This is a genomic window from Acinetobacter sp. USHLN143 (genome assembly GCF_037145695.1).
In the GTDB taxonomy this organism is placed as follows: Bacteria; Pseudomonadota; Gammaproteobacteria; order Pseudomonadales; family Moraxellaceae; genus Acinetobacter; species Acinetobacter fasciculus.
Genome location: NZ_JBBCWZ010000006.1, coordinates 24,541 through 46,646 on the forward strand (window position 1 = coordinate 24,541; position 22,106 = coordinate 46,646).

A 22,106-nucleotide genomic window follows, 5' to 3' on the forward strand; every position below is an offset into this window, starting at 1 on the left:
TCAGAAATAAAAGATATACTTCAAAGTAGACAAATGATGGTGTTATTCAGGCAATTTCGGTGATGCATAAAAAAATCCAAGCAGATTCAGCTTCGCTCAAGCAACTTCCGACCCATGATCTGATTAAAGCACCGCTCTGGCTCAGTTTCAGGGAGGATCCCGCGCAATCTGTTTATCCGCTGCATGGCCATGCCTGGGGAGAATTTGTCTATGCTTTTCATGGCGTGATGGAAGTGAATATTAATCATATAAATTATGTGACACCTTCACCTCACGGCATCTGGCTCCCGCCAAATTTAGAACATCGTGGTCTGAACCGTACCGCAGTTTCTCATGGCACCCTGTATGTGCATGAATCACTATGCAGCCAACTGCCCACCCAACCCGGCATCCTGCTCAGTGCACCTCTGGTCCCCGCTTTATTCACCCACCTGAAACAACTGTATCAGCAAGACCATCCAGCACTCGAGAATTCAGTTGAATATCAGCGTCTGCTACAGGTGCTGCTCGATCAGCTCCAGCAAGCCCAACTGGTCAGCAGTTATTTACCGCATTCAGAACATGCATTGCTGAAACAGATTTTAGATTATTTACATCAGCATCCAGCAGATCAGAGCTCGCTGCAGCAACTGGCAGAACGCGTCAATTTAACCGAGCGGACGCTAGCGCGATATAGCCAGAAAGAACTGGGAATGTCACTACATGAATGGCGGCAACGCCTGAAAGTGATGCAGGCCATGTCTTTATTAAATGCAGCGCATAGCGTTGAAAGCATTGCCTTTGATCTGGGCTATGCCAATGCCTCGGCATTTATCAACATGTTTAAACGCTGGATGGGAAGCACCCCAGATCAGTTTCGCAAGCGTTATACTGTTAATGAATAAAATGATGCATATGAAAAAGGAGCCCATTGGCTCCTTTGATTCAAAATCTTGGTTATTTCACAAAAGTCGTCCAGACATAATCCTGAGACTGCCCTTTGAGGGTCATTTTCAGTTGATCGCCTGAATGCAATGCTGCAACACCTGCCGGGGTACCGGTCATCACCACATCCCCTTCTTCCAAAGTAAAGACCTGACTGATGTCAGCCAGCAAGGTAGCAATATCAAAAATCAATAAAGCGGTATCACCTTTTTGACGTAGCTCATCATTGACTTGCAGTGTGTAATGCACATCTTTCCAGTCCGTGACTACATCGGCGACAGGCACCCAGTCCGACAACAGACAAGAGCCATCAAAGGCTTTGGCACGTTCCCAAGGCTGGCCTTTTTTCTTGAGATCATCCTGTAAATCACGCAAAGTTAAGTCCAGACCTAAAGTCACCGCACCCACAGCTTCAAGTGATTTCACAGGATCGCTTTCTTTGCTTAAAGTCCGGTCAATGCGCAAGCTGAGTTCACATTCATAATGACAATTGCCCCATTCCGGATTCCATTCAATGCCTGCTTCGAGCGAACTTAAGGCACTCGGTGGCTTGATAAACAATACCGGACGATCAGGGATCGCATTGCCGAGTTCTTTGGCATGATCGGCATAACTGCGACCCACGCAAACGATTTTGGATGGACGTGTGCTCATGATCAAAACTTCCCTTTTCCTTTTATAGATATCTGAATTATTTTTTAAATGTATGCTCGAACATACTCTGTTCAGTGCCGTCCTTAAATGCACGCTTCGGCACAATAACCACGGTACGGTTTTTTAATTCCAGCATATAAGTGAGTTTACCGACAGCAAAATTCTGCACTTCGCTATATGGCACCAACTTACTACGATCATTATTAAAAATTTCCGCATAGTCCTGATACAAATCAATACCCTGTTCGCTTTTACCAAACTGATATTTAACAAACTGACGTTTAAACATCATCGGCAGGAACCAGTAACGCATAATACCTTGCAGGAGCAGAAAAAATGCGCCCAAAGCCACGTAATAACGTCCGACGCCATCAAAACCCATCGAGAAACCCCAGATGATGATCCCGATACTGACCAGAGGCGTCAGAAAACGTGAAATCTGCTTTTTACCAAACGTCGCCAGGGCAAAACCATCCTGAGATTCTTCTAAAGTCAGAAAATAACGGGTCGATAAAGTCGGTGCTGACTCAGTCATAGCATCACATCAAAAATAAAATCTTGCCCAATACTATACCAAAATATCCATAGCGCTTATGGCCTGTCGCATCAATTACATAACTTTGCTTTGGAAATACGTGCATTTGGTTTTAAATAAACAGCAATTAAAACAAAAAATACGCAACAGGATGTTGCAGGATGTTGAATGAAAGGATTAAAGCAATGCATGCTCATCGGTGTTTGTTTGGCAGTTTCTGTCCCAGCACTGGCCAAGATTATTCCTTGGAATGCCGAATTGCCGAGCAGTCTGAGTGCTTATCAGGGCAATGCCCAGCAACTGGCAGAATTAACCGGCGAGCGGATTCTGATTTATGCGCATCCAACCAGTAAAACCCAGCTCCCCACCTTAAACAATAATGCAGCCAGCAAGACACAGTTTTATAGTGCAGCTGTGGTATTGCCTGTGGCTGAAGCTCAAGTTGAAAAATTGCTGCGCCATTATCCAAATTATGTGGGTCTGTTTCCAACTTTAAAGTCAGCCAAAGTGCTAGAGCAGCAGGGTTCGATTCAGCAGATTAAATATCAGGTTCATATCCCGACCCCGATTCCGGTGTTAAACTTTAAAGAAACTGTAGTGATGCAGCATCATCTGGGCGAAAACAGCATCAGCACCTTAATTATTGATGCGCCGATTCCCTATGGTGCGGGAAAACTGGAATGGTTTGCACTGGGTCCGCATAAAACGCTGGTGACTGTCACCCAATGGGGCGACCTGAATCAGCCCAAAGGCTTTTTATTCAGTAAAATCCTGAATGCGCTGCCTGAAGCCAAACTCGGCATTCCGCCGAGTACCAATGCATTTCTACTGGAAGCACTACAACAGCGCTTTGAAACCGATCATATAGCGGCACTAGCAACTCCAATTCCGCAGATGAGATTCAACCCTCAACAGCTACAAAAAATTGCCCAGATCAGCCAAAAATCAGGGCAACCGGTCAGTTTCATTTTACCGAGCTATCAGGTCAAAGAAGGAAAAGCCTCAGAAAATTTAAGATTTAGCAGCACCTATCAATATTTTGCGCATCCGGTCGAAAAATTGCGACCGTGGTTAGCGGCTGAAGCGACGCAGCAGCTTTTTCCTCGGCAGATCAAGAAAGTCGAACTGAATCCGGTCAATACTCAGAATATAGATGCCAACTATAAGGTGTCGGTGGGTTTGGGCGTGATTCAGATCCCGTTTAATTTTAAGATGCATTTTTACCAACCTGATTCCCTGCAAAACCAGTTCAATGCCAATGGCGGTGACTTGAAGTTTGTGAAAGGTGGTATGCGCTTATTGCCGCAGTCACAAGGTACCTTATTTCAAATCACCAGCAGTATGAAAATTCACGATCAGGCGCCGTTCTTATTAAGAGCCATGCGTAGCATGCCCTATCATGATATTTTACCAGCAGTGGGTGGTAATACCGTTTATGCACTGAAAGTGCAGCAGAAATTAAGATGAGTAGGAAGCAGAGAGTTATTGGTTTTTTATATGAAAAATAGTTAAAAATCACAGACGTAAAAAAACCGCATCAACGTGCGGTTTTTTCAGAATTCTTATCAAGATTGGTGCGCTCAGAGAGATTCGAACTCCCGACCCCTTAGTTCGTAGCCAAGTGCTCTATCCAGCTGAGCTATGAGCGCGACGTCTTGATGGGGTGCATTATACGAGCTTTTTCAGTCTTGTTAAGTGTTTTTTAATAAAATCACAACTGAATGTACAGTAATTAAACGATGTATCAAAATTTATAGTTTTCTGCTGAAAATTTCTGCGGATTTAGAGCTAAAAACACTTAATTAATTCAATCAAGAGGCTTGTATTTTCCAAAAATTCCATCACTACGCAATGGGTCAGCCTTAAGTATTCTTAACCAGGTATTCAGCCAGAATAGAATTCAAATATAAAACGACCATCATCCTTGTACACTTTATCACTCGCCTATTGTTCCAGTCTTTACTTCTCCTGCCCTTTGATAATGCGTAAACACAATACCATTTGAGCTGGCCAGATGATCTATCAATTGAAAAGCGGCGGGTATTGCTTCATAACTAAACAGGCGTTTGCCAACACCCAGTATAATTGGAAAAGTCAGCAGACGGAGTTCATCCACAAGTTCATATTTGAAAAGCGCCTGTACCACTGCAGCACTGCCATAAACTCGAATATCTCCCTCTCCTGATGCTTTAAGCTTGATTATCTCATCAATGCTTTTCAGAAAAAGGGTATTTTGCCAGTCGGAATGCTCCAGACTGGTAGAAAGAACATATTTATTGACGTCATTGATTCCCGGCCAGTCTTCAGTATGTGTGGGCCAGTAAGATTCAAAAATCTGAAAAGTATGTTTCCCTAAAAGAATATCGGAGGGCTGCATCCATTTTTGCATGATGACATCAAATGCCGGATCTGGTTCTGCGTTAAAATACGGCGCCACCCAGCCACCATATTGAAAACCACCAGATATATCTTCTTTTGGACCGCCGGGCCCTTGCATCACACCATCGAGGGTCAAAAATTCCTGGACAATGATTTTTCTCATCACGACTGCCTTTATTTTTATTCACTCGCCTGAGACTTATTTTTAGCACGTGATGTCTGGTATTTCTGTAAATTTTAGGCACAAAAAAACCGCAACATGTGCGGTTAATTGTTCAAGTTGGTGCGCTCAGAGAGATTCGAACTCCCGACCCCTTAGTTCGTAGCCAAGTGCTCTATCCAGCTGAGCTATGAGCGCGTAACTTGTGTGCCTCGGTTGGCGATACGTTTTTTCTGCTTAACCTACTTGGTGCGCTCAGAGAGATTCGAACTCCCGACCCCTTAGTTCGTAGCCAAGTGCTCTATCCAGCTGAGCTATGAGCGCGCGATGTAAGTAAGCGTGGCGGTGAGAGAGGGATTCGAACCCTCGATACAGTTACCCGTATGCGTCCTTAGCAGGGACGTGGTTTCAGCCACTCACCCATCTCACCGTAACGTGCGGCCATAATACAAATTTCGGCATGGCACTGCAAGCGCAGCATCAAAAAAAAGTGCATATTTTTGCTCGTTTAAATACTTTTTAAGCAATTCCTCGATTTTTCGTGCATTTTGATGGCAAAAAAACTGCATAAATTTCCAGTTATCGAAAATTAACAGAAAATTGAAAACTTAAATGGATTATTGCAATCATTTACGTGCAGTCTGCGCACACATGTTTTATGCTAAACCTATCTCCTAAGATAAATTTAAAGACATGATGAAAAACTGGGTCGATCCTGAAGCAAAAGCTGAAGCCGAACGTTATGACAACCCTATCCCTAGCCGCACGCTCATTTTAGAAACCATCGAAAAGAACAATGCCCAGTCCCATGCAGACCTGGTCGAACATTTTGAAATTGCAGATCAAAAAAGTATTGATGCTCTGAGCCACCGTTTAATTGCGATGGTGCGTGACGGGCAACTGATGAAAGATGGCTACAAGTTTCAGATTGCCGTCGAGCAACCTGAATCCGAAGCGACGGTTTATATCAATTCCCGAGGGATGGGAACTGCCAACATTTCCGGCCAGGACGACCTCTTATTGACTGAGCGTGAACTGCGCTTGGTCTTTAATGGTGACCGCGTTAAAGTGCGTCAGACTTCGGTAGACCGTAAAGGTAAGGCCTGGGGCTATATTACGGAAGTTGTGCAGCATCGTGTCAAACAGATCATTGGTAAAGTGTCAGAGTATGATGGTGAATACTTTATCCAGCCAGCCAACCCAAATGCACATCAGCCAATCACCCTTGAAAAAGAATTGATTGAACATGCCCAGGTCAATCTGGGTGACTCGATTCGTGTGGCGATTGATACTTATCCGACCCGTGAAGAATTCGCGACCGGACATATTGTGCAGTCCATGGCGGACAAGGCCGATACTGAAATCATCATTCCACAAACCATTTTAGAATATGGTTTGCCTTATGAATTCCCGGAAGAAGTGGTTAAAGAGGCCGAAAGCTTTAAAGAGCCAACGGCCAAAGACCGTGAAGGCCGTATTGATCTGCGTGATTTAGCATTGGTTACTATTGACGGTGAAGATGCGCGTGACTTTGATGATGCCGTTTATGCCGAAAAACGTCCCGGCGGTGGTTATCGCGTGGTCGTGGCCATTGCTGATGTTAGTCATTATGTACGTCCAGGCAAACCACTGGATGATGAAGCGCAGGAACGCGGGACGTCAGTCTACTTCCCGCACTTTGTTTTACCGATGTTACCTGAAGCATTGTCGAATGGCCTGTGTTCGTTAAATCCGAACGTTGACCGCCTATGTATGGTGTGTGATTTAAAACTGTCACGTGCTGGCCGAGTCACCGGTTTTGAGTTCTATCCGTCTGTCATGCATTCCAAGGCACGTTTGACCTATGATCAGGTCGCACAGTATCTGGAAGGCGACAGCCAGGCGATTACCGAAGATCGCGAAGTTCGCAAGTCGATCAACACCCTGTTCCAACTCTATCAAGTTCTTAAAGGTTTACGTGCTGAACGTCATGCCATGGAATTTGAAACCGTTGAAACTTACATGACCTTCGACGAACTAGGCGGAATTAAAGAAATTTTGCCGCGTAGCCGTAATGATGCACATAAGTTGATTGAAGAATGTATGTTGCTAGCCAACGTGGCAGCCGCAGAATATGCATTGAAAAATGAAATGCCAATGTTGTACCGCGTGCATGAGCCACCTGAGTTCTCACGTATCCAGAAAGTCCGTGACTTCGTCAAGCTGCTGGGTTTGAATTTCCCGGAACAGCCGACTCAGAAAGATTATCAGGCGGTGATTGAAGCGACCAAAGAACGGATTGATGCACCAAGTATTCATGCGGTGTTATTACGCTCCATGATGCAGGCTTACTATGGTGCGAGTAATGCAGGCCATTATGGTCTGGCTTATGAAGCCTATACACATTTCACTTCACCAATTCGCCGTTATCCGGATCTGTTATTGCATCGTGCAATCAAAGCACATTTAAATAACAAGCCATCTCCACTTTCAGGTGGTGCTTTAGATGAAGCTGGTGACCATTTCTCTGCCACAGAACGTCGTGCAGATGAAGCATCACGCTCGGTAACGACCTGGTTGAAATGCCATTATATGCAGCAGCATCTGGGTGAAGAATTTGTCGGCATTATTAGTGCAACGGCAGAATTTGGCCTGTTTGTCACGCTAAAAGACCTGTATGTCGATGGTATGGTGCATGTCAGCCAGCTAGGGGATGACTTCTTTGTCTTTGATCAAAGCAGCCAGAATCTGATCGGCCAGAACCGTGGTCAGGTCTTTGCTCTGGGCGATGAAGTCAAAATCAAGGTTGCCGGTGTCAATCTGGAAGAACGCAAGATCGACTTTGAACTGGTGCAACAACTCAGTCATGCCGGCCGTGCAGTTCGTGCCCGTGCACCGCGCGTGAGCGAGAAAAAACCAGTATCACGTCCAGCAGCTACAGAAGAAGTGTTTGGCAACAATGAACGTGAATCTAAATCCAACCTGAGCGCCGATGGAGAACAGCCCATACGACGCAAAAAAGGAAAAGGAAAACCCAGCTCTTACGGTAAAAAGTCTGCTAAACCATCTGCAGGAAAGTCTGAAGCAAAGGTTAAAGATAAAGTAAAGAAAAAGGCCAAGGTCAAAAAGAAAAAGTCGAATGCAAAAGCCAAGACTGAATAATTTTTGATGATCAAAAAGAGAGTGCTACGGCGCTCTTTTTTATTTATAATCAAGATACTAATTAGAAATAAAAAGGAATTATAAATTGGAAGTTATTAATATTCTAACATTAATCATTTCTCTTATGGCTCTGCTCGTAACCTACGCAGTATTTAAATCCGATCAGCAACCACAAATTATTATTTTTGCTACGCCTCATTATGGGAAAGAATCCGTAATCCAACTTCATGTTAAAAATATTGGAAAATCCATCGCTCATAATGTGAAAATATCTAGTGATCGACTAATCCCTCGTGCAGCATTTGGAATTGAAAAATTAAATTCTGAAAAACAATATTTTGAAACTGGAATTTTTAAAAATGGAGTCAAAGTATTCCCACCCAATCAGAGCTATATATACGATTGGGGGAAATATGGGGGCTTAAAAGATTCATTAGATAATTCCCCTATAACATTCACTATTACATATTTGTATAAACACCCTTTGAATCTTTGGAAAACAAAAATCACTGACATCTCTACAATTGATATAAATGAATTAGAATCACTTCCAGCATCCAATGGAGGATTATTAGAACAATTAAAAAATATCAATAAATCATTAATAACCTTAAATCAAAAGATCGAGAAAAAACTGTAGATAGCTTGATTTCCTAGCTCATAACCCCTACATCTAGATTTATCATAGGAAATAAATCGGCAGACCGACATGACTTTAGAAAAGGCAACTTTGCCTGTTCCACAATTTGATCAGATTACGCTGGCTGAGCTAAAACAAAAAATTGAAAGCTGTATCGCTGAAGGGCAAAAGTTCCTGAATGAACTCACCGAAACACCTACTTCAGTACAGGAGCAGCTAACTACACTGGAACATGTCGACACGCTTGAAAATAATATGAGTGAGTCTTGGGGCATCCTGTCGCATTTAAATGCCGTCATGAACAATGCCGAAACCCGTGATGTCTATCAAGCACTCTTACCGGGTCTTAGCGAATACTATACGCAACTGGGTCAACATACGGCGCTGTATCAAACCTATCAGCATATTTACGATGCGTCGATTTATAATGAACTCCCGGCAGCACAGCAAAGCGCAATTAAACTGGCCTTACGTGACTTTAAATTATCTGGGGTAGCATTAAAGGGTGAGGCGAAAAAACGTTATGCGGAAATTTCTGCACGTCTATCCCAATTATCTTCCGACTTCTCCAACCATGTGCTAGATGCGACTCAAGCCTATTTCAGACCGCTGAATGAAGATGAGTTAGCGGGTCTATCTTCGAGTAATATTGAGCTGTTAAAACAATATGGTCAGCAACGCGAGCTGGATCAACCGGTGGCTACGCTGGATTTCCCGTCTTATCTGGCGATCATGACCCACTCAGAAAATCGTCCTCTGCGTGAAGAACTGTATAAAGCCTATACCACGCGTGCGTCAGATCAGGCTGAACAGAGCGAGTTTGACAATACTGCATTGATCGAAGAAATCCTGAGTCTGCGTCTGGAAATGGCAAAACTGCTTGGCTTTAATAATTATGCGGAATTGTCCTTAGCCAGCAAAATGGCACCGAGTGTAGAGGTTGTAGACGAGTTCTTGCGTGCTCTGGCAGAGCATGCCCGCGCACCGGCAGAGCAAGAAATCGCTGAACTGAAAGCGATTGCCGCTGAAGATGGCATCCGTGATCTGCAACCGTGGGACAGCGGCTATTATTCTGAAAAGCTAAAAATGCAGCAATTTAATTTGTCACAGGAAGCGCTTAAACCTTACTTCCCTGCACCGAAAATTCTGCAAGGCCTGTTCAATATTGTCAATCGCCTGTATGGCATTCAAGTCATTGAACGCGAAGCGCCTGTATGGCATCCGGATGCACGTTATTTTGAACTGGAAGATCAAGGTCAGGTGATTGGCGGCTTCTATTTTGACCTGTATGCACGCCAAGGCAAACGTGGCGGTGCCTGGATGAGTGGTTTCCGTTCCCGTATGCAGACCAGTGATGGCCTGCAAAAACCGATTTGCTATATGGTCGGTAACTTTACCCCACCTGTAGGCAATCGCCCTGCACTCCTGACCCATGATGAAGTGATTACACTGTTCCATGAATTTGGCCATGGCCTGCATCATATGCTGACAGAAGTGGACAATATTGCGGTAGCAGGTACCCATGGCGTGGCTTGGGATGCCGTTGAGCTGCCAAGCCAGTTTATGGAATTCTGGGCATGGGATCAGGAAAGTCTGGATCTGCTCAGCGAGCACATCGAAACTCAAGAATCTTTGCCGGCTGAACTGCTCAAGGCCTTGCTCGATGCACGTTTCTTCCAGTCTGGCATGCAAACCCTGCGTCAGCTTGAATTTGCCCTGTTTGACCTGAGGATTCACCGTGCCAATCCGGCTTTAAATGCAACACAGGTTCAGGCTACTCTGAATGAGATCCGTGAAAAGTATGCGGTCCTACCGACCACTGACTATAACCGTTTCCAGCACAGCTTCAGTCACATTTTTGCCGGTGGTTATGCAGCAGGATATTATTCCTATAAATGGGCCGAAGTTTTGGCCAGTGATGCCTTCGACCGCTTTGAAGATGAAGGTATTTTTAATACCACTACCGGAAAGCAGTTTCGGGAAAATATCCTCGCAGTTGGCGGAAGAGACACAGCACTTGACGCATTTATCAATTTCCGCGGACGCGAGCCAAAAATAGATGCGTTGCTGCGTCATCAAGGTTGGACGAACCCCTCTAAAAACGCTTAAACTAGCTTTTTAAGTTGATCACAAGGTGAGTATGATGACCATTAAACGTCGTTTCATTGCAGGCGCAAAATGTCCAAAATGTCAGGCGTTAGATCGCGTCGTCATGCTGACCTCTGGTGAAGATGAATGGATCGAATGTATTGAATGTGGTTATGAAGAAAATCGTCCCACACATGTTGATCAACCAGAAACACCAGCTGTTCCAGATGAAGTTGGCGTGATTCAGTTTAAACCTCGTTCAGTAAAATAAAAATCAAGGTTCAAGCTATGTCAGTAGAACAAAGAAATAACCCCAAACTTTTAATGGGGATTATGGGGGCTTTAGTTACTGTCGTTGCATTGGTATTGCTATATCAGTGGTTGAATGCCTCTTCCGGTGAAGCGGAACGCATGCATCAGGAAGATATCGTGGCTGTTCCGGCAGCAAAACCTGCGGCGAAAACTGAAGAAGATACGGCTGCAGCGAAAGCAGCTGAGGCGATCGAAACTAAAGCACTGGTATCAGATCAGCTGTTAGATGCACCGGTGCCGGAGAATGCCAGTTTGGCCAAAGAAGAAGTGGCTAAATTAGATGACATCCAAGTTCAGCTCAATGAACAAAAAGCCACACTGGATGCGCAGCATAGCGATGCCGACCAGTTGATCCAACTGAAAGAGGAACAGATCAAGTTACTTGAAGCACAACTTGCTCAAAGCCAGTAAATCTCGGCAGCATTTCAGCTAGAATATCGTCAGATCTTCTAGCTCAGTTGTTTCCATGTCTGCCCCAGCCGCTCCGCATCTGCTTAAAGCCATTCTGTTACTGACCTGCTCTGCTTTTCTCTTTTCAGTCATGGGCGTGTGTATCCGTTATGCCTCAGCAACGGTTGATAACGCCACCGTGGTCTTCTTTCGCAATTTTGTCGGGCTGTTTATTTTCCTGCCCTTCATTTTCAATAAAGGCATTGGTTTTTTCAAAACTGAAAAACTATGGATGCACACCTGGCGCGCAGTGGTCGGACTGACTGCCATGTACGGCTTTTTCTATGCCATTGCCCATTTAAAACTCTCCAATGCCATGGTCTTCACCTACTCTTCTCCGATTTTTATTCCTTTGATTGCCTGGCTATTTCTCAAGGAAAAAATAACAGCAAGCATGTTAGTCGCCGCTGCAATTGGTTTCATCGGGGTACTCTGTGTTGCCAAACCGGATTCGGGTTTAATTAACCTGATGTCGGTCATTGGTTTGAGTGCGAGTTTTCTAGCGGCGATGGCATTTGTCACGGTTCGGGCACTGACTAAAACCGAGTCTCCGGAAAAAATTGTATTTTATTTCTGCTTTATTGGCACCCTGATTTCAGTGATTCCGATGTTCTGGCTATGGCGGCCTTATACTCTGACAGAACTCAGCTATCTGATTACTGCCGGCATCCTGGCCAATTTCAGCCAACTATTTATGTCAAATGCCTACAAGCTGGCTCCGGCAGGACAGATTGGACCGGTCAACTATGTGGCGATTTTCTTTGCCGGCATGTGGGGCTTTCTGTTCTGGCAGGAAGTTCCAGACCTTTATAGCCTGATTGGGCTGGGGCTGATTTTCTGTGCGATTCTACTGTGTAGTCCGATCCTGCAAAAGCGCTTGAATTCATCGAAGATCTGATCAAAGAATTCAAATTAAATACAATAAAAAAGCACCCGTAGGTGCTTTTTTATTGTATTTCTCTTATTGATACCAGCCGAACAGCTTAAAGATATAAGGCACATAGGCAATGATCAGCATCGCAGGCAGCAATACTATCACCGGCAAAATCCAGCGTTCATAACGGTAGTAGAAAGACAAGTGTCGTACTTCTGCATCCGCCTCGGCCACTTCGGCATCGCCAATCGACTGTCTGGCCAGCAGATGATTCAGCGCAACCGGTGGCGTCACATAACCCAGCTCAAAACCAATCAGGGTAATCATCCAGAAATGTACTGGATGAATGCCGTATTGATAGGCCACTGGAGCCACGGTCGCCGAGATCAGAATCACCGCACCGAATGGATCCATGATCATCCCGACAAAAATCATTAAGCCGACAATCAGTGAAATCACCAGAATGGTACTACTGATATCGGTCGGGAAGGCTTCCATAATTTCCATACGTTCTAGCAAGCCACCGACACTCACCGAAAGTGCCATCAGGATGACCAGAGCACCAATATGTCCCACGGTCTCACTGGTCGAAATATGCATGGACTTCCAGAAACCGACATGACGCAAAATTTCAGTCGCTTTTGAACGCTGCACAGCATGATCAACAACCAGCTCTTTGCCTGGTTGTTCGCTATGTTCAGCTTCACGATATTCTGCATTGGCCGCGGCACCGGCTGTCGCCAGTTCAGGTGTCGATCTTGAGTTTAAAGTTGCGGTCAAGGTTTCATCCCAATGCCCCACTGCCGGCAACGGCGCAGGTTCATGGCGTAACTTATCGAACAGGACAATCATCAGCAGAATGACTGGCATCATCACCGGTGCGGTAAATTCATTCAGGTCAGTCGACAAGGCATATTTATAGAATAACCAGATCAGAATGAAAATCACGATATATGGAATAATCGCCATGAAGGCACGACCGGATTGAGGAGCAGCCACAGTAGGCGCAGCAATGCGGAATTTGTTTTCTGCAAAGAACAGGGAAATTACCAGGAATAAAGTCGAGCTGAGCAGGAAGACATAAATCCCGTAGTGATAGAGCAAGTCGGTGGTCACTTCTTTATTGAGTGATGCCACGACGACAATCAGCAAGCAAGGACGTAAGACTACGCCCATTGAGCCGGACATTGCGGTGGCTGCCAGTGCAAACTGACGGCGTCCACCCGCATTCCAGACTTCCTTATAAATAATCGCACCTGCGGCAATTACAAAAATCCCTGATGCTCCGGTATAGGCAGTCGGTAATGCAGCTGCCAGCAAGATTAGCCAGGTCAGGGTTTCAGGTGCCAAATTCCAGGGACGCAGAATGTTCAGGAACATGTCCACGACACGGGTCTGTTTCAGCAACATACCGGCCCAGATAAACAAGGCCAGATTCAGGAAGATACTAGAAAACTCTACCAATTGACCGAGGTAAATCCCCTGTCCCATTGGATAGTCCATAAAGAAAGTGAAATTTATTCCGGTCGTAATGGCCATATAGGCATATAGCGGTACACTCAGAAAGGCCAGACCAAAACTGCCGCCCTCACGCGTTGGTTTTGGTTGTTTGATCACCTGATACAAGCTGATCAATGTGAGGGTGCTGAACAGAATCATCCACAACCAGTAGATGTATTTCATCTCTCCCATCGGCACGCCCGAGTTCAATACGGACTGATATTGGCTATAGGATGAAAATGCCAGGAAAGCATTAGCAACCAGCATGGCGACCGAATAAACTTTAAAGTCGATACGTGTGCTCGGGCTACGTAAACCAATATGATGAGTTTTTAGGGTGGCACTGATCGCAGCAAAGACCACCATGATAACCAAGAGCAAAGCCCGGTTTTCTGTACCAAACTTGAAGATACCAAAGAAAGAGGTTTCAAACGTCCGATAAGCCCGAATACTTGGATGAGCTTCCACATGTTGAATGGCTTTATCATAGAACAGGTAGGATTCTTCACAGACCTGCTGTGCCTGTAACACCGCAGCACGGACATCCGCTTCCGAACGCACCCCGAAGAAATCAGCATATTCATCGGCTGCATCGGCTTTCATCTGCTGCTGAACACGCTGATCAACATTGATATTGCGTTCACATTGTGGACGCGTCGGTTCAGCCCTTAGAAATGAATATTGCATTGCGGTTGCCGGATTGCCGTAAATACGCTCGCCCATACGCAGCAACTGGCCGTGAATCATTTCCCCGGTGCCAATAATCAAAGTGAGCAAAAGTAAAACCAGCACGACGAAGGTCGAGATCCACTCTGTCCATATATAACGCAACAGACCTAATCCTGATCTGTTTTGATCATCATTTTGCATGTGTATTCCTATTTTTATTTTAGCGGCCTGATGCTTGGTCTAGGACGCCGATCTTCCCTTCTGCCCCGAAAATTCCTTTTCAAAGGTCAGGATCTTTATTCTATGTTTTGACTTTGCATGAAAATTGGCACAATAAAAATGACAATTTATATTTTCTTTTTGTATTTTCTGCCAAGAAAATGATTTATCTCTGCACTTTAATTATCCCGAAAATAATTGCTCACGATATAGATCAGCGCCAGAATAACGCCCCAAATCACACCAAGTAAATGTGCCTCAACCAAAACCGGACTACCGATCAGCTGCGTCGTCCCGACATTGCCAATGGTGTTTTCCCAGACCAGTTTGGCAAAGATCAAAAACAACACCAGCGCCGCAAAACCGCGTTCCCGCTTATACAGCAAATGCACACAGGCCACTGCTACGTAGGCGCCATGCAGTACGCCTGACAAGCCGGCATAGGCTTCAATATTGGGTAAGAAAAAATAAAAACTTAAACTGATCAACGGTGGCAAGATCAGTAAAATGGCACAGAAATGCCAGACGGTGGCGCGTGGAAAAATGAAAGGCAAACAGAGAAAGGCAAGAATGTTCAGGAAATAATGAAGCCAGCCCACATGCACCCAGTGCGCTGTCCAGAGTCGCCAGAATTCACCCAGCAGGCTCTCTTGCCAATAGATGAAATAATCCTGAAAAATTTGCAGACATGCAGAGAGAGAGACAAAAGCCGCTAGAAAAATAATTTTTCGTCGAAAATGTTGATCTAGCATCGGCCTATTGTCCTCCCTGACCATCTAATTTGACTTCATCCCTGAAGATTCATGTATAGTATCTGCATTACAGATCCGCACTGAACAGATCATCGAGCTCGGAAGAACTGTCGGATTCATCCCAGAAACGTTGCATGCCATCATCGCCACTGCGTATACCGGTATTTTCTGTCCAGTAACGATCCGATATGCCACTGACCATAATTGCAGCCATGCTGTCGATCAGCTTGAATTGCGGATTCACCGGTTTTTCCTCGGTACGTGCCTGAGCAAAGGTTTTTAAGGCATCCCGGACTTTGGCATCATCCCCACTGGCCTGAGCCGCTACGGCATACAAGGCATGAGATAAACGTACACCTTTTTGCTCGCCAATTTGTGTAGATTGTTTTAATGTTTGGTAAGGGTCAGGCTTGCCTTCCCCTGCGCCTGGCAACAAAGTCCAGATCACCGCACGGGTGGCATTCGGCGCACCCCAAAATTTCGCGTTATCCAGACACACCATGCCACGCTCGACCACGGCAGCAATATCTTTCGGTACATGCACTGCACCACCCGAGTTAATATCATTGGTCATGGCCTGCAAGCCACTGAGCATACCCAACAGATAAACCGTTTGCTCGATATCACTGTTCATGCGTGGGCATTCTTCACCCAGGGCTTTTTGATATTTCTTTTCATAACGGCTCTGGAACAGCTGATAACCAGTATATTGACGCTGTGCCGCCAGTGCTGCCCAGCGCTTCTGCTCGATTCGGGCATCTTGGGCTTCTGCCACCTGATTGGTTTTTGAAGCACGTAAATAGCGTAACTCGGCTTCCAGCGCTTTTTGCTCGGCACAAATACCGGCAGCCGAATACATCAGCACGGCCACCCGCGTTGGATCCGCCCCCATTTCTTTGGTCGCCATAATGGCCGGCGTTAAAGAATTCCCTGAATTACACACCATTTCAGCATCATCCATCGCTAAAATCGGCGGGACAATATGGTTTTCGGTGAAACCCAGTGCAACATTGGCACCGGTTTTAATGACCTGAGAACACCCTGTCAAAACTGTTGTTGTTATTGCAATGGTCGCCATACCTTGGCATATTTTACGGACGCCTGACATTTTCCTGTCCTCTATAATTGTGATTATGTCCATCTTTCTGCTAAAGATATCAGAAGCATTTTGTGAATAAAAGAGTATTTACTCTAATTTAGACGAGACACTTTGCCATTAAATGGCCGCGCTGCAATTGACTGTATTTAGGAGAATCCCAAATTTTGGGCAAAAAAAAGTAGCATTGCGACGGTTCAGCACATGCTACTTATTAACTGTACAAGCAGAAAAATGATAAAACCCTGCTTGATTAAGATGAAAATTTATCCTTCAGTACCGTCCCGAGTCGTCCGATTACCAGAGCCAAAACAATCGCTACGATCAGAAACATCCACACTGGAAATTCCAGTAAGGTATCCCGTAGTTGCTGTTGGTGAGTTAAATGTACAGGCTAAAAATAAAACATAGGGAATAAATTGTCAGACAATTTCTCTAAGTCATAGATTAACCGTAATTTTTGTCTGACAATAAAAATAGGAAGTTGATCTAAATATTTGTTTTATGTGCATTTTAATCAAATCATTAAAATGTATTTGTCTTACAACTAAATTAATTTAGTCAATAATTTTAAGGACTTCCATTGTTTGAAGGGCAATTGATCACACCAGATCAGCAGAGGTCGCGCCTTGGCATGCTGGAAATACACCACAATATACGCCTGATGATCAATCACGTGACTAATACATACCCGACGGGTTGATCGTGCTTTAGCGGTCAATGACCATTCACGTCCATCCAGATATTCAAACTGTTCAATCTGTGGTGTCTTGCGGTAAAACAGCTGATAAATCACCAGGCCTATGACAGCGCACACTGCCCAAAGTGCAATCGGTAATAACTGATACAACAGATACATCAGCAGTGCAAAAATAAAAAGCTGAAACGCCAATGCACACAGACTGCGTTTCAGCTTGAAGCAACGATTATCCATGAACGTAAAATTTAAGCTTCTTGATAAAATCTTTTAGTTCAGGACGCGGCGGCTCAGACACTTCCATAAACCAGTCCAGCAAATCCGGGTCTTCCTGCTCAACCAGTTCTGCAAACATCTGTTTTTCGAAAGGCTCAGCATTCAGGTAATGGTTTTTTACGTAGGGATCAAAATATACATCCAGTTCTTTTAGACCACGACGCGCACGATAAATCACTTTGCGCTCTTCTAAGCTGATGTCATCAGTCATCGAATTTCCCCAACTCGTTATAAACCCGGACAGTTTACCTGAAGCGCCTGCTGAATTTCGAGGGATTTCAGAGAAATGACCAAAAGCATCAGCAGATTTAGCTCATTTGAACATTTCGCTCATTGCTGCCGATCCTGGCTTGGCCTAACTTTAAACCAAACAGATCAAAATAAGGAATAACAAGATGCAATCTGCAGCCATTCGTCCACTTGCCCCGATGCTGCCGCGCCAACTCTTTACTACCGGACATGAGGCTTTTCGCGAGACGGTAAGTAAATTTTATGAGAAAGAAGTCATTCCATATACCGAGCGTTATGAAAGTCAACAGCATGTAGATCGAGAGCTGTGGAATAAAGCCGGTGAGCTTGGATTGCTCTGCGCTACCATGCCCGAAGAATATGGCGGCTCTGGCGTAGACCGGCTGTATAGCATGATTTTGATTGAGGAACAGGCCTATGCCGGAGATTCAGCGACTGGATTTTCATTGCATTCAGATATTGTTGCCAATTATCTGCTGAATTTTGGTAATGAAGCTCAAAAACAACAATGGTTACCGAAAATGGCGTCTGGAGAGGTCGTCACCGCGATTGCCATGACCGAACCGGGAACTGGCTCTGACCTGCAAGCAGTGCGTACCTCGGCAGTACTCGATGGCGATGACTATGTGATTAGTGGTTCCAAAATCTTTATTACCAATGGCTATCTCTGTGACATGGCGATTGTGGTCTGTAAAACCGGCAATAATGACAAAGGTTCAGCCAATCTTTCATTGATTATGGTCGAAGCAGAGCGTGCCGGATTTAGTAAAGGCAAGCCGCTGAATAAAATTGGCATGAAAGGTCAGGATACCTGCGAACTCTTCTTTGACAATGTTCGGGTACCCACAGAAAACCTGCTCGGTCTGGAAGGCATGGGCTTTATGATGCTGATGAAAGAACTGGCTTGGGAACGCCTGATTGTGGCGATTATCTGTCAGGCAGGCGCTGAAGCCGCTTTTGCCCATACAGTGAAATATACCAAGGAACGTCAGGCATTTGGCAAGAGCATCAGCCATTTTCAAAATACCCGTTTTAAACTGGCAGAACTACGTACCGAGATCGATGTGTGCCGCACTTATCTGGATCGCTGTATGCAGCTGCAACTCAATCACGAACTGGGCGTAGATGCCGCTGCTGCGGCCAAATACAAGATTTCAGAAATGTACAGCAAAGTCGTAGATGAATGTCTGCAATTGCATGGCGGCTATGGTTATATGCTGGAATATCCGATTGCCCGTGCCTATATCGACAACCGTGCCAATCGGATTTATGCGGGTACCAATGAAATCATGAAAGAACTCATCGCCCGTTCACTTTAAAATGGATTCATAAAAAAGGAGTCTCTTAGGACTCCTTTTTCTGTATGCAAAAATATAACTTTAAGAAACCAGACGCGGTTTATGCTTTAAAGCATTGCTGTTTTTTCTAAATTTCAGCACCCCATCTTCAAAGGAAGCCTGTTTGAGTTCCTTGCGGTCTGCGAGATAATTATTGCTGACTTTCCACGGAGCATGTTTACCCTGCTTTGGCATCACATCCGCAGCACGGGCAATATAACCCGAACTGAGACTACCCATGACGGTATCCTGAAGCAATTCGCTCTGATCTCCCTGAGGAATCACCTGCGCATAACCTTGCTGATCCATATAGTTCAACAAACGGCAAATATACTCAGCTGCAATATCGACTTTAAGTGTCCAGGAGGCATTAATATAGCCAATAATCAGCGCCATATTTGGTATATCACTGACCATGATGCCTCTATACAGCATATGCTGTGAGGTATCGATAGGCTGACCATCCATCGTCGCCTGAATCCCGCCGAGGATTTGAATATTCAGACCCGTTGCAGAAACAATAATATCAGCATCCAGATGTTGACCTGATTTCAGCTGAATTCCAGTTTCGGTCAAGGTTTCTATCTGATCCGTTGCAACCGATGCCTGCCCTTCACGTAAAATTTCAAACAGATCCCCATCCGGCACCACACAGAGACGCTGATCCCAAGGTTCATAATTCGGGGTAAAGTGCTTCATGTCCACTTTACCTTTCAGCTGGAATTGCACCGATTTAAGCAAAAGTGATTTTAATAATTTTGGCTGTTTCTGTGCCAAAGCATAAATCCCGCGCTGCATGCCGATATTACGCGCACGTGTCAGCTTGTAGGCGACCTCCTCAGGCAGATATTTACGCATTTTTGAATAAATAAAATCGACCGAAGGCACAGAGGCAATATAAGTCGGTGAACGCTGCAACATGGTCACATGACCTGCTCCACCTTTGACCATCGCAGGAACCAAGGTAATCGCGGTCGCACCACTACCAATAATGACCACCTTTTTGCCTTTATAGTTTAAATTTTCCGGCCAATGTTGCGGATGAATAAACTCACCTTTGAATGCAGTTTGATTTGGAAACTCCGGCTGAAAACCCTGATCATAATTATAATAACCGGTACAACCCAGTATAAAGTTGGCGATCCAGATCTGCGTCTTACCCTGTGCGTCCACAATCTCTACTGACCATTTGCAGGTGGCAGAATCATAATTAGCACTCAGAACCCGATGCTGGAAATGGGTTTTTGGCTGAAGTTTAAACTCTTCTACCACTTCAGCCAGATAATTTTTGATGGATGCGCCATCGGCAAGCACGCTTTCTTTCTTCCAGGGTTTGAAATTAAAACCAAAAGTCGACATATCCGAATCAGAACGGATTCCCGGATATTTAAACAGATCCCAAGTTCCACCAATACTTTCGCGGCGTTCAATAATCTCAAAAGAGCGTTGCGGACAATGTTTAGAAAGATGTGCTGCTAGACCAATCCCCGAGATCCCTGCACCCACAATTAAAATATCTACCTGCTTTTCCATGTTGTTCTTTTACCTAAGCGATGCTATCTGTTTTTATTAAATCACAAAACTGACAATACACAATGTCAAGTTCATTAAAAAGCCACTATTTTTTTATCTTTTCAGGCCAGATCAGTTATGTTGAACTCAATCACTTTAAATTAAAATATACAGGCATTAAAAAAGGCCGGTTTATTCAACCGACCTTTTCGAACAACTTACGTTATTCTTCACGAAATTAGTTAACTTCGCGATCTACTAGCTCAACGTAAGCCATCGGTGCAGCATCACCTGCACGGAAGCCCGCTTTAAGAACACGTAGATAACCGCCGTTACGCTCTTTGTAACGAGGGCCAAGAACGGTAAATAATTTACCAACAGTTGCTGCTGAACGAGTACGAGCAAACGCCAAACGACGGTTTGCTACTGTATCGTTTTTAGCTAAAGTGATTAAAGGCTCAGCTACACGACGTAACTCTTTTGCTTTAGGCACAGTTGTTTTGATCAACTCGTGCTCGAACAAAGAGTTAGCCATGTTTTGGAACATCGCTTTACGATGACTGCTTGTACGGCCTAATTTCACACCACTATTACGATGACGCATGGTGATAGTCCTACTTAATTAACGGCTACGATAGGCGAAACGATCGTCCATACGGAGACTAGCCGGTGGCCAGTTCTCTAAACGCATGCCGAGTTGTAAGCCTTTAGAAGCCAGAACATCTTTGATCTCAGTAAGCGATTTTTTACCCAAGTTAGGAGTTTTAAGCAACTCAACTTCGGTACGCTGTACAAGATCACCAATGTAGTAAATGTTTTCTGCTTTCAAACAGTTAGCAGAACGAACAGTTAGCTCTAGATCATCTACTGGGCGAAGCAAGATTGGGTCAACTTCTTCACGAGGCTCTTGAGCAACAGGTGCTTGATCTTTCTGAAGGTCAACGAAGATCGCAATTTGTTGCTGCAAAATAGTTGCAGCTTTGCGGATCGCTTCTTCAGGATCTACAGTACCGTTAGTTTCAAGATCAATGATCAGTTTATCAAGGTCAGTACGTTGTTCTACACGCGCGTTTTCCACGGTGTATGAAACACGTTTGATTGGGCTGTAAGACGCATCTAACTGCAAGCGACCCACTGGGCGAGTTTCGCCTTCAGGGAAGCGTGAATCAGAAGTCTCGTAGCCACGACCTTGAGCCACTTTCAGACGCATTTTCAATGAGCCTGAGGCACTTAAAGTACCGATCAAATGTTCAGGGTTAACCACTTCAACATTATGAGGTAAACGAAGGTCAGCCGCAGTTACGTCGCCTGCACCTTGTTTCTCTAATGTTAAATAAGCTTCATTTTGATCGAACAGCTTAATCGACAATCCTTTTAGGTTCAGCAAGAGCTCGACGATGTCCTGCTGCAAGCCTTCCAAAGTACTGTACTCGTGCTCGACCCCTTCAATCTCAACTTCTACCACAGCTGCGCCAGGTAGAGAAGAAAGAAGGATGCGACGTAAAGCATTACCAAGAGTATGACCAAAGCCACGCTCTAATGGTTCTAGAATAACTTTTGCCGAGGTCCCGCTTGCCGCTTCGACCTTGATCGCTTGCGGAGTTAGAAACTCATTTGCAGTACGCGTCATATTGCTTCCTCA

Annotated in this window: 20 protein-coding genes and 4 tRNA genes; 9 read left to right on the forward strand and 15 right to left on the reverse strand. The window is 44.8% G+C overall.

The genetic code is table 11. The features are described 5' to 3' along the window. The first annotated feature begins 62 nt into the window (after positions 1-62). Positions 63-884 (forward strand): AraC family transcriptional regulator, encoded by an 822-nt coding sequence (locus tag WFH18_RS03105; protein WP_004732238.1) that lies wholly within the window; start codon positions 63-65, stop codon positions 882-884. A 52-nt stretch (positions 885-936) separates the two neighbouring features. Here WFH18_RS03105 and WFH18_RS03110 read toward each other — a convergent pair whose 3' ends face one another. Next, positions 937-1,578 carry a fumarylacetoacetate hydrolase family protein gene (locus tag WFH18_RS03110; protein ID WP_004732240.1) on the reverse strand — a complete coding sequence of 214 codons (642 nt, stop codon included), beginning with the start codon at positions 1,576-1,578 and terminating at the stop codon, positions 937-939. A gap of 37 nt (positions 1,579-1,615) precedes the next feature. After that, positions 1,616-2,113, reverse strand: coding sequence for a YcxB family protein (locus WFH18_RS03115; protein WP_004645081.1), 498 nt, complete (start codon positions 2,111-2,113; stop codon positions 1,616-1,618). Positions 2,114-2,281: 168 nt separating this feature from the next. Between WFH18_RS03115 and WFH18_RS03120 the strand changes: the two genes are divergently transcribed. Beyond that, a complete protein-coding gene (locus WFH18_RS03120) occupies positions 2,282-3,580 on the forward strand; it encodes a hypothetical protein (protein ID WP_005265578.1) in 1,299 nt (432 codons plus the stop codon). Positions 3,581-3,685: 105 nt separating this feature from the next. Here the strand turns inward: WFH18_RS03120 and WFH18_RS03125 are convergent. The 5 genes from WFH18_RS03125 to WFH18_RS03145 all read right to left on the reverse strand — a co-directional run bounded on the left by WFH18_RS03125 (position 3,686) and on the right by WFH18_RS03145 (position 5,082). Continuing rightward, a tRNA-Arg gene (locus WFH18_RS03125) sits at positions 3,686-3,762 on the reverse strand. 287 nt (positions 3,763-4,049) lie between these two features. After that, complete coding sequence (locus tag WFH18_RS03130) at positions 4,050-4,655, reverse strand: dihydrofolate reductase family protein (protein ID WP_004732246.1); 606 nt, start codon at positions 4,653-4,655, stop codon at positions 4,050-4,052. 118 nt (positions 4,656-4,773) lie between these two features. Further along, positions 4,774-4,850, reverse strand: a tRNA-Arg gene (locus WFH18_RS03135). A 49-nt stretch (positions 4,851-4,899) separates the two neighbouring features. After that, positions 4,900-4,976, reverse strand: a tRNA-Arg gene (locus WFH18_RS03140). 16 nt (positions 4,977-4,992) lie between these two features. Further along, positions 4,993-5,082 (reverse strand) — tRNA-Ser (locus WFH18_RS03145). Positions 5,083-5,345: 263 nt separating this feature from the next. Between WFH18_RS03145 and rnr the strand changes: the two genes are divergently transcribed. The 6 genes from rnr to WFH18_RS03175 all read left to right on the forward strand — a co-directional run bounded on the left by rnr (position 5,346) and on the right by WFH18_RS03175 (position 12,181). Further along, complete coding sequence (gene rnr / locus WFH18_RS03150; protein WP_336754582.1) at positions 5,346-7,793, forward strand: ribonuclease R; 2,448 nt, start codon at positions 5,346-5,348, stop codon at positions 7,791-7,793. An 85-nt stretch (positions 7,794-7,878) separates the two neighbouring features. After that, the gene (locus WFH18_RS03155) at positions 7,879-8,433 is read left to right on the forward strand and encodes a hypothetical protein (RefSeq protein WP_004732250.1); all 555 of its coding nucleotides are present in this window, start codon (positions 7,879-7,881) and stop codon (positions 8,431-8,433) included. 69 nt (positions 8,434-8,502) lie between these two features. Beyond that, positions 8,503-10,542 carry a M3 family metallopeptidase gene (locus WFH18_RS03160; protein WP_121979944.1) on the forward strand — a complete coding sequence of 680 codons (2,040 nt, stop codon included), beginning with the start codon at positions 8,503-8,505 and terminating at the stop codon, positions 10,540-10,542. Between the two features lie 40 nt (positions 10,543-10,582). Continuing rightward, positions 10,583-10,792 (forward strand): YheV family putative zinc ribbon protein, encoded by a 210-nt coding sequence (locus tag WFH18_RS03165; RefSeq protein ID WP_171054337.1) that lies wholly within the window; start codon positions 10,583-10,585, stop codon positions 10,790-10,792. Positions 10,793-10,809: 17 nt separating this feature from the next. Next, positions 10,810-11,244: a hypothetical protein gene (locus tag WFH18_RS03170; protein ID WP_004732253.1), complete on the forward strand. Its 435-nt coding sequence runs from the start codon at positions 10,810-10,812 to the stop codon at positions 11,242-11,244. A 55-nt stretch (positions 11,245-11,299) separates the two neighbouring features. Next, positions 11,300-12,181 (forward strand): DMT family transporter, encoded by an 882-nt coding sequence (locus WFH18_RS03175; RefSeq protein ID WP_086044454.1) that lies wholly within the window; start codon positions 11,300-11,302, stop codon positions 12,179-12,181. Between the two features lie 63 nt (positions 12,182-12,244). Here the strand turns inward: WFH18_RS03175 and WFH18_RS03180 are convergent, their stop codons facing one another. From WFH18_RS03180 to WFH18_RS03200, 5 genes are all read right to left on the reverse strand, one after another. Beyond that, positions 12,245-14,527 (reverse strand): TRAP transporter large permease subunit, encoded by a 2,283-nt coding sequence (locus WFH18_RS03180; protein WP_121979943.1) that lies wholly within the window; start codon positions 14,525-14,527, stop codon positions 12,245-12,247. Between the two features lie 197 nt (positions 14,528-14,724). Then, positions 14,725-15,297, reverse strand: a complete 573-nt coding sequence (rrtA, locus tag WFH18_RS03185) for a rhombosortase (RefSeq protein ID WP_004732261.1) — start codon at positions 15,295-15,297, stop codon at positions 14,725-14,727. A 67-nt stretch (positions 15,298-15,364) separates the two neighbouring features. Next, positions 15,365-16,405: a hypothetical protein gene (locus WFH18_RS03190; RefSeq protein WP_004732263.1), complete on the reverse strand. Its 1,041-nt coding sequence runs from the start codon at positions 16,403-16,405 to the stop codon at positions 15,365-15,367. 535 nt (positions 16,406-16,940) lie between these two features. Beyond that, entirely contained in the window at positions 16,941-17,327 is a 387-nt protein-coding gene (locus WFH18_RS03195) for a hypothetical protein (protein WP_004732265.1), read from the reverse strand. Then, on the reverse strand, positions 17,320-17,577 hold the full coding sequence (locus WFH18_RS03200; RefSeq protein ID WP_004281484.1) for an FAD assembly factor SdhE: 258 nt from the start codon (positions 17,575-17,577) through the stop codon (positions 17,320-17,322). The genes WFH18_RS03195 and WFH18_RS03200 overlap by 8 nt, the downstream gene beginning before the upstream one ends. 184 nt (positions 17,578-17,761) lie before the next feature. Between WFH18_RS03200 and WFH18_RS03205 the strand changes: the two genes are divergently transcribed. Next, the gene (locus tag WFH18_RS03205) at positions 17,762-18,934 is read left to right on the forward strand and encodes an acyl-CoA dehydrogenase family protein (protein ID WP_004732268.1); all 1,173 of its coding nucleotides are present in this window, start codon (positions 17,762-17,764) and stop codon (positions 18,932-18,934) included. 60 nt (positions 18,935-18,994) lie between these two features. Here the strand turns inward: WFH18_RS03205 and WFH18_RS03210 are convergent, their stop codons facing one another. The 3 genes from WFH18_RS03210 to WFH18_RS03220 all read right to left on the reverse strand — a co-directional run bounded on the left by WFH18_RS03210 (position 18,995) and on the right by WFH18_RS03220 (position 22,094). Next, positions 18,995-20,485, reverse strand: a complete 1,491-nt coding sequence (locus WFH18_RS03210; RefSeq protein WP_004732270.1) for a flavin-containing monooxygenase — start codon at positions 20,483-20,485, stop codon at positions 18,995-18,997. Between the two features lie 217 nt (positions 20,486-20,702). Further along, positions 20,703-21,068, reverse strand: coding sequence for a 50S ribosomal protein L17 (rplQ, locus tag WFH18_RS03215; protein ID WP_004281488.1), 366 nt, complete (start codon positions 21,066-21,068; stop codon positions 20,703-20,705). A gap of 18 nt (positions 21,069-21,086) precedes the next feature. After that, on the reverse strand, positions 21,087-22,094 hold the full coding sequence (locus WFH18_RS03220) for a DNA-directed RNA polymerase subunit alpha (RefSeq protein ID WP_004281489.1): 1,008 nt from the start codon (positions 22,092-22,094) through the stop codon (positions 21,087-21,089). Positions 22,095-22,106: the final 12 nt, after the last annotated feature.